Genomic DNA, 14,197 nt, shown 5'->3' on the forward strand with positions numbered 1-14,197 from the left:
AAAAGCGCAATAAATTTCTTAAGGTGTTACGGAGTCAGGACATTTTGCACGAAACGAAGATAACTTTATCCTATTTTCGTCTGTAAGTGAAGGGACATAATTCTGAAGGGGGAATCTCGCTGGGTAAAAAGAATAGCCTCCGAGATGGCCGGGTCTTTCATTTAAAGGTCAGGGTTATCGTTTCCCGAAAGGATTGTCCTGCAGAGGATTCCGAACGTTTGGTTTTTGGTGAGAGTTTATTTCATTCCGATGTATGCGTATTCGGTGACGGTTTGGATGAATTTTTCCATCTCGGCAATATCGTTTTTCATCTGCAAACGGCCTTCTAAAAACAACATCGCAATCCCGTGGATCATGGCCCAAGAAGCTAAGGTTTTTTCTCTTGTATTTCCTTTTTCTAAATGTCCCAGATTTTGACCCATACGAATGATCTCGTGTAACTGACGATAGGTTCTTCTGGAGACTGCAAGTAAAGTGGGATGGGTTTTGGCATCTACTCCCGTACCACCAAACATAATCCTTGCGAACTGTCTATTGGTCATAATGAATTGGAAGTAGGTCCAACCCAAAGCTCTATATCTTCCTTTGAAATCTTGGTCTGTTTTTTGTAATTCGTTTTGGTAGGTTTCAAAATACTTTTGAAATCCGATTTCCGCAATCGCAGAAAAGAGAGCATGTTTATTTTCAAAGTGATGGTAACTAGCAACATGGCTCACTCCGGCCTTTGCTGCCACTTTGCGAAGAGAAATATCTTCCAAAGAAGTGTTCTCGAGAAGTTCTACCCCGGCTTGGATGAGAGCCTCCCTAACATTGACTCCATTTTCCTTGGTGGGACGGCCGACCCCCATAGGTTTCTTTTGTGAGGATTTTTTTTTCGCCACTGCCATTTCCCCATTTTTGTTTTTTAGGTTTTGGATTGCCAGTAGTTATTTACCGGTGGTAATTTTAAGGCTTGCCCCGATTTCTTGAAATATTACCAATGGTAAATTAATTCAAATGAGGATTCAGTCAGTATGAATACAGCCTTTTCCCCCATCTCTCTTGGCAGTTTTACACTTCCCAACCGGTTCATTATGGGATCCATGCATCTTGGTGTGGAAGGAGAGACTGGAACAGCCGAAAGAATGGCTGCTTTTTATGGGAAACGCTTCGAGGGAGGAGTCGGACTTATCGTCACCGGTGGGATTAGCGTGAATGAAGAAGGAAAAGGTTCCCGAACATTTTTTAACATCCAAAACACCGAACATGCTCGTGAGTTAGAAAAGATGAACCATCTCCTTTTGGGAAAAGGGACTATGTGTGCCCAGTTATTTCATGCGGGACGGTATGCGGCGGATCGCGGATGTGTGGCTCCTTCGGCCATTCGAGCACCAATCAATCGTTATGTACCGAAGGCACTTACTGAAGAAGAGTGTTGGAAAACAGTCGAAGATTTTGGTAATGCTGCGCGCCTTGCTCGCGAGATTGGATTTGGGGCTGTGGAAATTATGGGCAGCGAAGGTTATCTTTTAAATCAGTTCTTTTCGCAAGTCACAAACAAACGAGATGATTATTTTGGAGGAGATTCTAAGAGAAGAAGGAATCTTTCTATAGAAGTTTTACGTGCTGTGAAAAAACAATTACCCGAAGGATTTCCTGTAATCTTTCGAATGTCTGGGATCGATCTTATTCCCGGAAATCCAAGTTTTGAAGAAGTCGTGGAACTTGCCCAAACTTTACGTGATGAAAAAGTTTCTGCATTAAACATTGGGATTGGTTGGCATGAATCACGAGTTCCTACCATAAGCCAATTGGTTCCCCGAGGCGCTTGGGTATCGATTGCCAGTCGGATCAAAGAAAATACTCCGGGCGTTCCTATCATTGCCTCCAACCGAGTGAATGATCCCATCACCATGCAACAAGTCTTTGATGAAAACAGAGCCGATATCATTTCCATGGCAAGGCCCTTTCTTGCCGATGCCTCCATTGTCAAAAAATTCCAATTGGGTATGTCGAATCGAATCAATACTTGTGTGGCTTGTAACCAGGCTTGTCTGGATCATGCCTTCCAAGAAAAATCAGTCTCTTGTATCGTGAATCCAGAAGCTGTCAATGAATTAGATTACGAAAAACCAAAAACAAAAGATCCAAAAAAAGTTTTGGTGATTGGAACAGGACCTGCGGGACTCGAAGCCGCTCGTGCCAGTGCGAGTCTTGGTCACAAAGTCACACTCATCGAAAGAGCCGATGTTCTTGGGGGACAATTTCAATTGGCATCGCATATCCCTGGTAAGTCGGAGTTTAAAGAAACCATTCGTTATTTTGCCAATGAACTTCCTGCTTTAGGTGTTGATATCCGCTTGAACACCACAGCTACTTTAACACTGTTAGAAAAAGAAAATCCTGATGTGACTATCTTTGCAAGCGGTGTCAAACCACGGGAGTTCACATTAAAAGGAATGGAAAATCTTCCTTCTGGAAATTATACTGAATATCTTACGGGTAAATTCCAACCTGGAAAACGAGTGGCAGTGATTGGAGGAGGAGGGATTGGTGTGGATGTTGCCCATCGATTGACAGAAGATGCGGATCCCACTCTTAGTTCCTATGATAAGAAATACAATATCAGTTCCTATACGGATGCCAGTGTACAAAAAGAGAAAGCTCATAGGGATGTTGCCGTGTTTCGTCGGAATGGAAAACATGGAGCAGGACTTGGGCCAACTACATTTTGGGCACTCAAACAAGAATTGGAATCAGTAGGAGTGGAGTTCTATCATGGACTTACTTACAAAGAAGTGACACCAGAGGGACTGAAAGTAGAATTAAAAAACGGAGAGGAATTTTTGTATCCTTGTGATTCCCTTGTATTGTGTGTGGGACAGGAAAAAGAAACTTCCTTTTTGGAAGAATTCCAAACCAAGTATCCAAACAAACAAGTCATCGTCATTGGTGGTGCAAAAGATCCAAGAAACATCGATGCCAAACGAGCCTTCTTTGAAGGTTTGGAAGCTGCTCATAGTATTTAAAGGAGAACAAACATGATCGCAAATAATTATTTTTCAGAAGACAAAGACTTACAGGTAATTTTTAACCAAATCCTAGATTGGAATTCCATCATTTTGGAAACAGAAGGGGCGGAATTTTTTGACCACCAAACATTCATTAAAACAAAAAACCCAAGGTTTGAAATGGCTCCTTCCACAAAAGAAGAAGCTTTGGAATTATACACTTCGAGTTTGGATGCAATGGGAGATTTTTTTGGAAAGGATGTATCGCAAAAATCCCAAACCATGGATCGGAATGAACTCAAGTATTCCAATGGGAAGGTGACTTTTCCTAAAGAAACAGTCGAGATCTACGAAAAATTTAGAAACACCGGTCTTATGCCTTATTCGATTTCTAGAGAAGCAGGGGGCCTTGCTTTTCCTGCAACCGTCGGTGCATTGTATGCCATGCTTATGGCAAGAGCAGATGTTGCTTTTTGTATGACGACTACCTTACTCAACTTAGCGCAAATTGTAGCAAGGTTTGGAACACCCGAACAAATTGAAACCTATGCGACAAAAGCTGCCACAGGAGAGTGTTTGTTTGCTATGTCACTCACCGAACCTGATTACGGATCCGATCTGAATAATGTAAGAACCGTTGCCGTAAAACAAGAAGATGGTAGTTACCGTTTAACAGGAACCAAACGATTCATTTCCCAAGGTTGTGGGTTGGGAGAAAACCCGGCTCTTCTTCTTACCTTAGCACGCACAGGAAAATCCGAGGGTGGGGCAAGGGGTTTGTCTGTATTCATTGTAAAAAGCCAAGATGTATTTGTAGCAGGGATCGAAAAGAAGATGGGGATTCATGCCTCTCCTACTTGTGAGATTGTCTATGAAAATACTTACGGAGAAATTCTCGGTGAGGAAGGACTTGGACTCACTCGTTATACAGCAGGGATGACAAATTTTATGCGTCTTGTGAGTGCTTCTGGTGGTTGCGGTGGCGGCGCTGCGGCATATTATGAATGTGTAAAATATGCAAACGAAAGAAAACAATTTGGAAAACCCATTGGTGAAATTCCTGCTGTCGCAGAAATGGTTCACAAAATCAAAAGAGAAACCAATGCAATGCGACTTTTGACTTTGGAAACAGCTCGTGTCATTGATATGTACCAACACCATCAAATTCGAATGGAAAAAGCGGGAAAGGATGACCGGGAAATCAGAAAAGATGAAAAGGTAAAGTATTGGTCTACACTTGCATCCACACTCACTCCGATGGCAAAATACTATAGTTCCGAAGAAGGACATAAATGTACGAATCTCGCTGTGCAAGTGTTTGGTGGCGCAGGTTACACGGAAGATTATGATATCTCTCGTATGTTCCGCGATTCAAGGATCAATACCATTTACGAAGGAACAAGCCAAATCCATGTGCGAATTGCAACAGGTGCTATCCTTGCGGGTATGGCAGGAGATGGAAACTTCCGTAAGTATTTAAATTCACTCAAAGCAGAGATCCCAACACCATCATCCTTTTTGTTAGAGCAGGAACGTGTTTTAGAAGAATCCATTCGCGAGATGCGTGGGATCACAGAAGAATCGCGAAAAGAAACGGTCGCTGAAAACTTAATGATCCAAATGTGCCGGTACATTGGCAGTTTGTTATACGAAAAGGCGATTCCAAAAATCACTGACGCAAGTACAAAAGATGAGTGGCAAAAGGATTGTCGTGCTTATGTGATCGACAGTGCGGCTGTGGCTCAGTCCTCTTTGTATCGCATCCAAAATTTCGGATAAAGAATTGGATAAGGTTAGTTTTGGGTTGGGATATTTTAAATATCCAACCTCAGATCTTAACCCACATTCTTTCTGTGATCCTATCTTTTTGCAAAATCACTTTGTAAAAGATAGGATTTACTTTTCTTCATTTAACGGTGAATAAGATTTGATCCACCAATCCAACAATTTTTTGGATGGATGTCGGATCACCATAACCACCTGCGGTTGTGACGATGACCATATCCAATGAAGGGATGATAAAGATGAGTTGGCCTCCATTCCCAAGGGCTAAAGACCAAGGAATTTTTTTTTCACCAAGAATACTTTCCCCAAGCCACCACTGGTATCCATAACCTAAAGAAATTCCATCGAATCGAAAAATGGTGATCCCAGAATCTATGTGGCGGGAGAAGGATTCATTTAACCAATGTTTGGAGATGATTTGTTTTCCCTTCCAAACCCCTCCGTTTAAAACCAATCTCCCTAGTTTCAACATATCTCTTGGTTTCAGTCGAAGGCCGGCGTGTGCCAGAGCTCTGCCATTTCTGTCTTCTACCCATTCAAAGTTTTGAATCTCTAAGGGTTCAAATAACCAATTTTTTGCTATTTCCATTAAAGATTTTCCTGTTTTTTTGATGAGGAGATCAGAAAGTAAAGAGGTGCCACCTCCATTGTATTTAAATTGAGTTCCCGGTTTGTGAATCACATCTCTATCGAAAACAAAATCCGCGATATCTTTTTTCCAAAGAAGCCTTGTTTCATCACTGAATAAAAATCCGTACCTCCATTCTTCCCAATCGAGCCCACTACTCATAGTTAGAAGGTGTTTCCATGTAATTTCATACCTTGGGTCTTCTTTGGGAATGGAAAGTTCTGGATAGGAAGAAAGAACGGGAAAGTTCACTCCCTCTATGATTTTTTTATCAACGGCCATTCCAAAAAGTAAAGAAGTCACCGATTTACTCACAGAACGAACATCATGTAATGTATTAACATCAAAGGCAGTTTCCCCATCGAAGGGGAGTCTTAATCCATAGCGTTTGTTAAATGGTTTGTCTTTTCTTGTATTATAAACTTCGGCGATTAATTTGCCGTGACGTTCAATAAGGAAGGAATGGTATTCACTGGAATCTGATTTTACTTGTTCTATCAGATCACAAAGTCTCTTAGAATCAAATTCAGAATCAAGCGTTGTGCTCACCTGCCAATGGTTATCCTGAATAGGCGGGGGACAGTTTCCTTGATTTAAGGGATTTGCTTCTAACGAAATACTAAACCATAAGCAAAAGAGAACCAATTCCTGGATCAAATTCTTTTTTTGTTTCAATGCCATCATCCCCGAGTCCTGTTTCGAAATTTTATAAAACAAGGACGGGTGGGATACAAAAAACCAAAACATTCTAAGAAAAAATGCTTTCTGAATTCAAAAAATTTCTGACTTAGGTCTTGACTCTTGGCCATTTTTGATTCAAATTTTGCCTGAGGTTTTTATGAAAAAAATTCTAACAATTTTGGTAAGCGTTGGTTTCCTATCTGCGGTTTCTGTTTTTGCTCATGACCGCGAAGGTCATGGAAAAAATGGGATGGCAGGTGGTCATTTCAAAAAAATGGACACTAACAACGATAATAAGGTATCCAAAGAAGAATGGCAAAAATTCCATGATGGATTTTTTACCGAACTGGATAAAGACGCTGATGGATCTGTGACTTTGGAAGAAATAAAAGCTGCTCACGTGGAAAAACGTGAAGAGAAAAAAGAAGCAATGAAAGAAAAGATCAAAGAATCCAAACAGAAAAAAGACGAAAAAAAGAAAAAAACATCCGAATAACATTCATTAAGATTGGGGCGCCTCGAAAGAATTTCTGAACAATTATAGAATGTTGTTCCGACCGGACTCTTCGCTCCAATCTTTGCACGTTCGTGCAAAGGATTTCCGCTTCGATTCCTGGCGCAGTATTGTTACCTTATATGATGAAAGTGATAAAAAACCCTTTTCGCAGTCTCCACCACTAGTAAATAGATGACAACCATTGATGCTAAGATGGCATAAAATTCCATCGGGGGTGGCACAAGTCCGAAGTAACTTCCAACCTCTGTGAAAGGTAAGATTGCACCAATGGCTGCGATACTTAAAGACACAAGCGCAAGCAATCGGTGAGGCCTGCTTTTGATCGGGTTGCCACGGGTTCGGATGATAAAGATAACAAGGACTTGTGTACAAAGTGATTCTACAAACCAACCTGTTTGAAATAAGGCTTCATTCGCCTTTAACACAATGAGCATTACATAAAAAGTCAGAAAATCGAATAGAGAACTTATGGGTCCAATCGTTAGCATAAAATTGCGTATAAAACTAATGTCCATGACTCGAGGTAATCGTAATTCTTCCTTATCTACTTCATCTAAAGGTATTGGTATTTCAGAGAGGTCATATAAAAAGTTATTGAGGAGAATTTGAGTGGGTAACATTGGGAGGAATGGTAAAAACATAGCGGCTCCCGCCATACTAAACATGTTCCCAAAATTAGAACTGGTCCCCATCATTATATATTTCATTATATTGCCAAAAGTTCGTCTCCCTTCCATTACACCTTCATATAATACGTGTAAATCATGATCTAATAATATCATATCTGCTGCTTCTTTGGCTACGTCCACTGCTGAATCTACTGACAATCCTACATCGGCAGAGTGCAAAGAAGGAGCATCATTGACTCCATCACCTAGGTATCCAACTACATGGCCTCTTTGTTTAAGTGCTAAAATAATTCTGTTTTTTTGAGTAGGATTCATTCTGCAGAATAGATTCGTAGATTCCACTTTAATCTTAAGCGCAGAGTCATCGATCGTATCGAGTTCTTTACCTGTAAGAACTCCTTGGATGGGCAACCCTAATTCTGAACAGACATGTTGGGTAACTAATTCGCTATCTCCAGTAATAATTTTAACAGTAATTCCAATTTCGTTTAGCGAAGATAAGGCGGTCTTGGCACTTTCTTTAGGTGGATCTAAAAATGCGGCAAATCCAGATAGGATTAATTCCGATTCATCACTGACTACAGCATGTGTATGATCAATTGGTTCTTCTCGCCATGCAATGCCGAGTACACGGTAACCTTCCTTTTCTAAAGAAGAATAAAGGGATTGGATTTTTTCCTTTGCTTCTAAATCTATGGGGCGAAAGTTTCCTTTATCTATTTCATAATTTTTACAAAGTCGAATGATTTCCTCTGGTGCTCCCTTTACAACAAGGATACGGTTTTTACTTTTTGAATGGTCTAATAAAACAGAAACTCTCCTTCGTTCAAAGTCGAATGGGACTTCATCTACTTTATTCCAAAGGCTAACATCAATCTCTTCATGATCCAGAATGGCTTCATCTAAAGGACTTTTTAATCCAGTTTCAAAGAAACTGTTTAGATATGCCAATTCTAATACACGTTCGCTGACTTCTCCTGAAAGATTGACATGTTTTTCTAATTTAATTTTTGCTTCGGTAAGAGTTCCTGTTTTATCCGTGCAAAGTGTATCCATAGAGCCTAGGTTTTGAATCGAAGAAAGTTGTTTTACGATCACTCTTTTTTTTGCCATCAGTAGCGCACCGCGAGAGAGTGTTACGGAAATTACCATCGGTAATAGTTCTGGTGTTAATCCAACAGCCAAAGCAACTGCAAATAAAAATGAATCAAGCCATGGTTTGTGTAAAATCGCATTCACCAAGAGGACAAATAATACAAGTAGAAAGGTCATACGCATAATGAGAATGCCAAACTTTTGGGTTCCCAATTCGAAAGAACTCGCGGGTGGTGTTATGGTTAGGCTATCGGCAATAGCGCCCATTGCGGTATTCACACCAGTGTGCACAACTACGACCTTGGCACTGCCGCTAATCACTGTTGTTCCCATAAAAACAGAATTGGATGCATCTGTTATGTCGTTAGAAATAATAGCCAGTTCTCCTGGATGTTTTTCCACTGGGTATGTTTCTCCCGTGAGGAGTGCTTGTTTGACAAAAAAATCCTTTGCATCGATTACCCTAGCATCGGCAGGTATCATATCACCTGCGGACAATAGAACTAAATCACCAGGAACTATTTCTGAGACTGGGACATTCATGGTTATGCTATCTCGAACGGCTCTGGTCTGGACAGACACAGATTGGCGCAAACTATCGACTGCTTTTCCTGCTTTGTGTTCTTGTATAAAATCTAAAAGAACACTAAACAAAACTAAAACTGAAATGATGATGAAATTTGATATTTCGCCCAAGAAAGCGGAGATACCGCTGGCAAAGAGTAAAAGGAGAATTAGAGGGTTTCTAAATCGACCCAATAGTTGGCGCCATATGGCTTTCGTTTTGTGGTCGATAAAACGATTGGCACCGAATTGTTGGAGTCTGCGGATCACCTCTTCTGATTTGAGTCCTGTAGATCCGGTCTTTAAGGATTCGAATGTATCAATCAATGATTTTTGCCACCAAGCGGATATATTGGGAATGGATTGCATACGTAGACCTCAAATAAGAACAGAGACAGTTAAATAGATTCTAAAGAACTCTCCTCTCTTGTTATCCAACTTCAAGTCTTATTATTTCTTTCGATTGACTAAAGAAATGGATGGAATCTTGATTATGGAAATCCATCTATGAAAGCGAAAAAGTCAAAATCAAAACCCGCAAAAAAAACTATTCAATCAAAAAAACAAACAACTAAATCACTGTCTCAATCCAAACCAAAAACGGTAACCAAAGACCAGAGATCTAATTCCCATCTAAGTTTGCAGATGGAATCAAAACATACAGTTGCTGAACTGATTGATTCCATACATGAGTATTCTATTGGTCATGAAATTGCCAATGCAGTCACACATGGAATTGGTGGGGGCCTAAGCATTGCTGGACTTTCTCTTTTGCTCACTATGGCTGTTTTGTATGGAAATATCTGGCATGTAGTGAGTTCTGCTGTCTATGGCGCCACTCTCATCATTTTATATCTTGCTTCTACTTTATACCATGGAATTTACCATACGGCGACAAAACGTATCTTTAAGGTGATTGATCATGCTTCGATTTATCTCTTGATTGCTGGGACGTACACTCCATTTACGCTTGTTAGTTTGCGTGAACATTCGGAGTGGGGTTGGACCTTATTCCTTGTGATTTGGGTCTTAGCTTTTATTGGAGTTTTATTATTGTTACTTTTTCCTGGAAAGTATAGTGGTGCCCGTGTTGTGGTTTATATCCTTATGGGTTGGCTTGCGATTTTTGTGATGAAAGATATCCGAACCGCTATCGGTATCGGTGGGATCTCATGGCTTGTGGCGGGAGGTCTTAGTTATACGGTAGGGGTTATTTTTTATCTTTGGGATCGTCTGCCCTTCAACCATGCCATTTGGCATCTATTTGTTCTTTCGGGAAGTATTTGTCATTTTTTTGCTATTTTGTTTTATGTGATCCCTCCCATTCCGAATTTGAAAAATTGATTTGTCAATTAATTGCAGGCAGTTAAATTTCACTCCTCTTTCTGTTTCTAAACAGAAAGTAAGGAGAAAATATGAGAACATTGGTCACGATTAGTTTTCTACTGATGACGGTTCTGGGATCCACTGCCCTGATGGCAGAAGATTGTTTTCTATGTGGGAGTGGTAGCTCCAATGGTTGTGAGCAGTGCCGAGGAAAAGACCGAAAGGCTTGCGAAGCCAAAGGTTGTAAGATCTCGGGAACTGCCTCTTGTTCCACGGCTGCCAATGTAAAGGTTTGTAAAGTTGATCGTCCTTATCAGGATCTGACTTTTGCAGAAACTCTAAAACAAAACCAAAAAACTCAAATAAAAATCAACTAAACCAACTGGGAAAACTACCGCAAAATCTTGTGGTAGTTTTTAAGTCAGAACTACACCAAACTAACATTAGTTTGAAATATCGATCACAACGTTTCCTTTTTTATGACCCGCTTCCACATACCTGTGTGCCTCGGCCATGGCTTCCAGTGGATAGGACTTGTCGATCACCACTTTCAATTTTCCCTTCTGCGCCAGCTCCGTTAAATAATTTAAGTGATCGATTGTCTCGGCAATCGGTCCAAACTGAACATGGATCCCTTTGGTTAAGGAAATCCAAGCGGCTTGGAACATATCTTTGAAGGAGGCACCGACTAAAACCAAAACTCCGCCTTTTGTTAGGTGAAGTAAATTCGAGGGGATGGAAGATTTACCCACACATTCAAAAACAATATCATAGGTTTTTTTATGATTCTCTGAATGAAATTCTTCATAATCCATAACAGAGTCGGCACCGATGGATTTGACTAAATCAAAATTTCCTTTGCTACAAACAGCTGTGACTATGGCTCCAAAATGTTTCGCCAACTGGATGGCGGAAGTTCCCACAGAACTCGAAGCCCCATAAATAATTATAGTTTGGTCTTTTTGGATCTTAGATTTTTGAAGGAAGTCAAGAGCCGTCAAACTTCCAAAGGGTAAACCAGCTCCTTCGGAAAAGGAAATCTCTTTAGGAAGGATTGTGATCACAGAGGATTCTTTCATACAAACAAATTCTCCATAAGCTCCCATTCGCATACCTGCGGAACCAAACACTTTGTCTCCTACTTTAAACTTCGTAACGTTTTCTCCCACAGCATCTACGACGCCAGATACTGATGTCCCAAGGATGGGTTGTCTGGGTTTAATGATTCCAAAAAACAAACGAATTAATTTCGGATCCGGTTTACGAAGGCGCCAGTCTGCGGAATTAACAGCGGATTTATGATTTCGAATGCGGATTTCATTTTTTTTGGGGGAAGGGGTTTCCCACTCTTCCATTTGAAGGACTTCAGGGGTTCCATACTTTCTTGCGGTAATGACTTTCAATGGACGGGTCTCCTAATTCACTCATTCAGGCTTACGGTGTAAGTCTGTCAAGGAAATTTATTTCTTAATAAATTGGAGATAAAATAATGGAAATAGATTCGAATTTGTGATAAAAATAGGGAAGGAGAGGCGGTGAATCAAAAAAAGAAACCTAAGTCAAGTTCTGCTAAACATCCGAAAAAAGTTAAAAAACGTCAGGTCCTATCCAGGGGATTGGTTTTAGAATCTGCCATTCAACTTGCCGATGAGTTTGGGTTGGAAGAATTGTCTATGCGAAATTTGGCATCTCGACTGGGTGTTGAGGCTATGTCTTTATACAATCATGTGAAAAATAAAGATGAAGTCTTGGATGGAATCGTTGATTTGGTAATTTCCAAAATCAGCTTACCGAAGATAGGTGGTGATTGGAAAAAAGAAATGAAAAAAAGGGCTAAGTCGGCTCGGGAAATTTTGATTCTACATCCTTGGGTCACTCTTCTTGTTGTATCGCGAATGAATGTTGGAGAATCCATGTTAACCTACTTTGATGCAACGCTTGGGTGTCTTCATTCCGCTGGATTTTCTTTACAAGCTGCCGACCATATCATCAATACAATCGATAGTCATATTTACGGTTTTATATTACAAGAGTTGAATTTTCCTATCGATCCAAAGGAATATGCAAAAAAAGCCGAAGGGTTTTTGCCCTTTTTAAAATCGAGTCCCTATCCGCATTTAACCAATCTAACCAAAGAAGTCATCTCTGGAAAATACAATGGGCTTCATGACTTTGAATTTGGTTTGAATTTGATTTTGAATGGATTGGATCAAAAATAAAACTGATTTCATTCCTATATACTGTAAGTTACTATAAACTAACAGTATATAGGCTGATTTACTAACGAAATTCTTCGTTTTTAGATTGCGAACACACTCTGGATGGTAAAATAACTCGAGTTTGGCTTTAGATCGTATCTATGATATGGGTCTGTTTCATAAGGATTGTTTTTTTGGTTCCGAATGGCATCTCCTGCATAAAGGGAACTGGCGCCAAACCAGAACGAAACATTTTCAAATGGAGTGACAATGTAGATAAAATTGATTTCTGTTGCCACATGTTTTCCTAGTTTCGGACGGTTCGGATTATATGCTTCTGTATTATAATAGTCTTCTGTAGAAGCTGTTTCTCCAGTTGCCTTACTTCCTGCCACATAGCTGTTGTTATCATAATATCCATCTTGGAGTTTTACCTTGTAATACCAGTGCGGATTTAAGATAAAAGTTCCCCATTTTGCCGATTCGTATTTGATATGAACCGAATAATCTTTGATGTTTTGCCAAAAAACCATTCCGGAGTTTCCGTTTCCGGCAAAAGGAAGTCCTCCTCCCGCCATCCGTCTTGTAGCAAAGAGTGGGTTATATGTCGCCACACTCCCGTCATTTCGATTGGGATCTCCCGATGCTTGGACATACTGTACGCCAATGCGAAATTCTTTGACGGGAGTGTATCCCAACTGAACTGTTACAATGTTCGCCTTGTATCGCACAACATCCGATAAAGGAGGTGCTTCTCCCGTTTTTTTGTCAGTAGTGTAGGTTCCTGTTTTATTCAACCAATCCGGGGAGACTCGTTCTCCGGTAAATCCCGTTTGCCAAGCAGCTTCGACCATCCAGTCGATTCCTGTTTCACTAGCGATCATATTGCCCTTCGTACGGTTTGTTAGGCGAAATCCAGAAGTATTGAGTTGGTCTGGTCCTCTATAGTAAATATCAGATCCATAATTAGCCGTTGTATTGGTAGCTTTTTGTTTTTGTTTGTATAGAGTGAAGTTATACACTTCGATCCCTAACCATTCCCAAGGTTTGATTCCGTAGTGTGCACCGTAATAAGAAGCATTCCCTGTTCCACCAAGGCGCGTGGAATTGTTGGAAATCATACTATTGGCATTGTTTTCAGAACCAATGACAGCACCAAAAAAATCTAAACTTTGTTTTTGTATGGTAATGGTGGTTCGGATGGCATCAAAGGAGTTTCCATTCAAACTATCATTTCTGGAACCAACGATCCTTCCATCTCCAAAATCTAAAATTTGACGTCCTGTTCTGACTCGAAACATTTGGTTGGTTGTTTTTAAATCCAAAAATGCTTCTCGAAATCCTGTGTAATTATTCAGCGCGACTTCTCTTTGTTTGGACGTATCCACAAGAATGCCTGAGTTGGGAATGACTGCCAATTTTTGGTCAGAAGATCCATTGACGATCTCTCCTCCCCAAAGCCTTACATCTTGAAAAGAAAGTTTGAAAGCAATGTTCGGAGATAAATCTCCAATCAAATAAAATTGAGTTTGGTTACTGACTGTATTTCTGTTATCAGGAGTTGAACGATCGAAGTCCGTGTTGTAAAGGGAATCGGCCTTGGGTCGAATTCCAAAACCAACACGAAACCTGTCGGCAAACCAAAGGTTTGTATTTTCTTGGATCGCCTTTCTTTGTTTGGCGGTAACTTGAATGCTCTTTAAATACTCTCCCGTTAAATTTCCCTTCATCGGACTTACATATTCCGCTGGTTCTTCTGGGGGAGCAGGAGGTGGGGGCGGAGG

Annotated in this window: 11 protein-coding genes; 6 read left to right on the forward strand and 5 right to left on the reverse strand. The window is 40.4% G+C overall.

Features of this window, described 5'->3' with window-relative positions; all coding sequences use genetic code 11:
• Window positions 1-236: 236 nt before the first annotated feature.
• Window positions 237-887 (reverse strand): TetR/AcrR family transcriptional regulator, encoded by a 651-nt coding sequence (locus tag JWG41_RS11185; protein ID WP_205270010.1) that lies wholly within the window; start codon window positions 885-887, stop codon window positions 237-239.
• Window positions 888-1,013: 126 nt separating this feature from the next.
• Between JWG41_RS11185 and JWG41_RS11190 the strand changes: the two genes are divergently transcribed.
• The gene (locus tag JWG41_RS11190) at window positions 1,014-3,008 is read left to right on the forward strand and encodes an oxidoreductase (RefSeq protein ID WP_205270011.1); all 1,995 of its coding nucleotides are present in this window, start codon (window positions 1,014-1,016) and stop codon (window positions 3,006-3,008) included.
• A gap of 12 nt (window positions 3,009-3,020) precedes the next feature.
• Entirely contained in the window at window positions 3,021-4,769 is a 1,749-nt protein-coding gene (locus JWG41_RS11195; protein ID WP_205270012.1) for an acyl-CoA dehydrogenase family protein, read from the forward strand.
• A gap of 127 nt (window positions 4,770-4,896) precedes the next feature.
• Here the strand turns inward: JWG41_RS11195 and JWG41_RS11200 are convergent, their stop codons facing one another.
• Window positions 4,897-5,952: a serine hydrolase domain-containing protein gene (locus JWG41_RS11200; RefSeq protein WP_332461293.1), complete on the reverse strand. Its 1,056-nt coding sequence runs from the start codon at window positions 5,950-5,952 to the stop codon at window positions 4,897-4,899.
• Between the two features lie 289 nt (window positions 5,953-6,241).
• Here JWG41_RS11200 and JWG41_RS11205 point away from each other — a divergent pair, with 289 nt between their 5' ends.
• Window positions 6,242-6,580, forward strand: coding sequence for an EF-hand domain-containing protein (locus JWG41_RS11205; RefSeq protein WP_205270013.1), 339 nt, complete (start codon window positions 6,242-6,244; stop codon window positions 6,578-6,580).
• A 131-nt stretch (window positions 6,581-6,711) separates the two neighbouring features.
• Here JWG41_RS11205 and mgtA read toward each other — a convergent pair whose 3' ends face one another.
• Window positions 6,712-9,258 (reverse strand): magnesium-translocating P-type ATPase, encoded by a 2,547-nt coding sequence (gene mgtA / locus JWG41_RS11210; RefSeq protein ID WP_205270014.1) that lies wholly within the window; start codon window positions 9,256-9,258, stop codon window positions 6,712-6,714.
• A 138-nt stretch (window positions 9,259-9,396) separates the two neighbouring features.
• On the opposite strand from mgtA, the gene trhA reads away from it, so the two are divergent.
• Together trhA and JWG41_RS11220 are read left to right on the forward strand one after the other, a co-directional pair.
• Window positions 9,397-10,233, forward strand: coding sequence for a PAQR family membrane homeostasis protein TrhA (gene trhA / locus JWG41_RS11215; RefSeq protein WP_205270015.1), 837 nt, complete (start codon window positions 9,397-9,399; stop codon window positions 10,231-10,233).
• Between the two features lie 71 nt (window positions 10,234-10,304).
• Window positions 10,305-10,592 (forward strand): hypothetical protein, encoded by a 288-nt coding sequence (locus JWG41_RS11220; protein WP_205270016.1) that lies wholly within the window; start codon window positions 10,305-10,307, stop codon window positions 10,590-10,592.
• A 66-nt stretch (window positions 10,593-10,658) separates the two neighbouring features.
• Here JWG41_RS11220 and JWG41_RS11225 read toward each other — a convergent pair whose 3' ends face one another.
• On the reverse strand, window positions 10,659-11,618 hold the full coding sequence (locus tag JWG41_RS11225; protein ID WP_205270017.1) for an NAD(P)-dependent alcohol dehydrogenase: 960 nt from the start codon (window positions 11,616-11,618) through the stop codon (window positions 10,659-10,661).
• A gap of 132 nt (window positions 11,619-11,750) precedes the next feature.
• Between JWG41_RS11225 and JWG41_RS11230 the strand changes: the two genes are divergently transcribed.
• On the forward strand, window positions 11,751-12,434 hold the full coding sequence (locus tag JWG41_RS11230; RefSeq protein ID WP_205270018.1) for a TetR/AcrR family transcriptional regulator: 684 nt from the start codon (window positions 11,751-11,753) through the stop codon (window positions 12,432-12,434).
• 80 nt (window positions 12,435-12,514) lie between these two features.
• On the opposite strand, the gene JWG41_RS11235 is transcribed toward JWG41_RS11230, so the two are convergent.
• Window positions 12,515-14,197: alginate export family protein (locus JWG41_RS11235; protein WP_205270019.1), on the reverse strand; the 1,683-nt coding region annotated here is incomplete at its 5' end.

Source organism: Leptospira chreensis, from assembly GCF_016919165.1.
Classification (GTDB): Bacteria; Spirochaetota; Leptospiria; order Leptospirales; family Leptospiraceae; genus Leptospira_A; species Leptospira_A chreensis.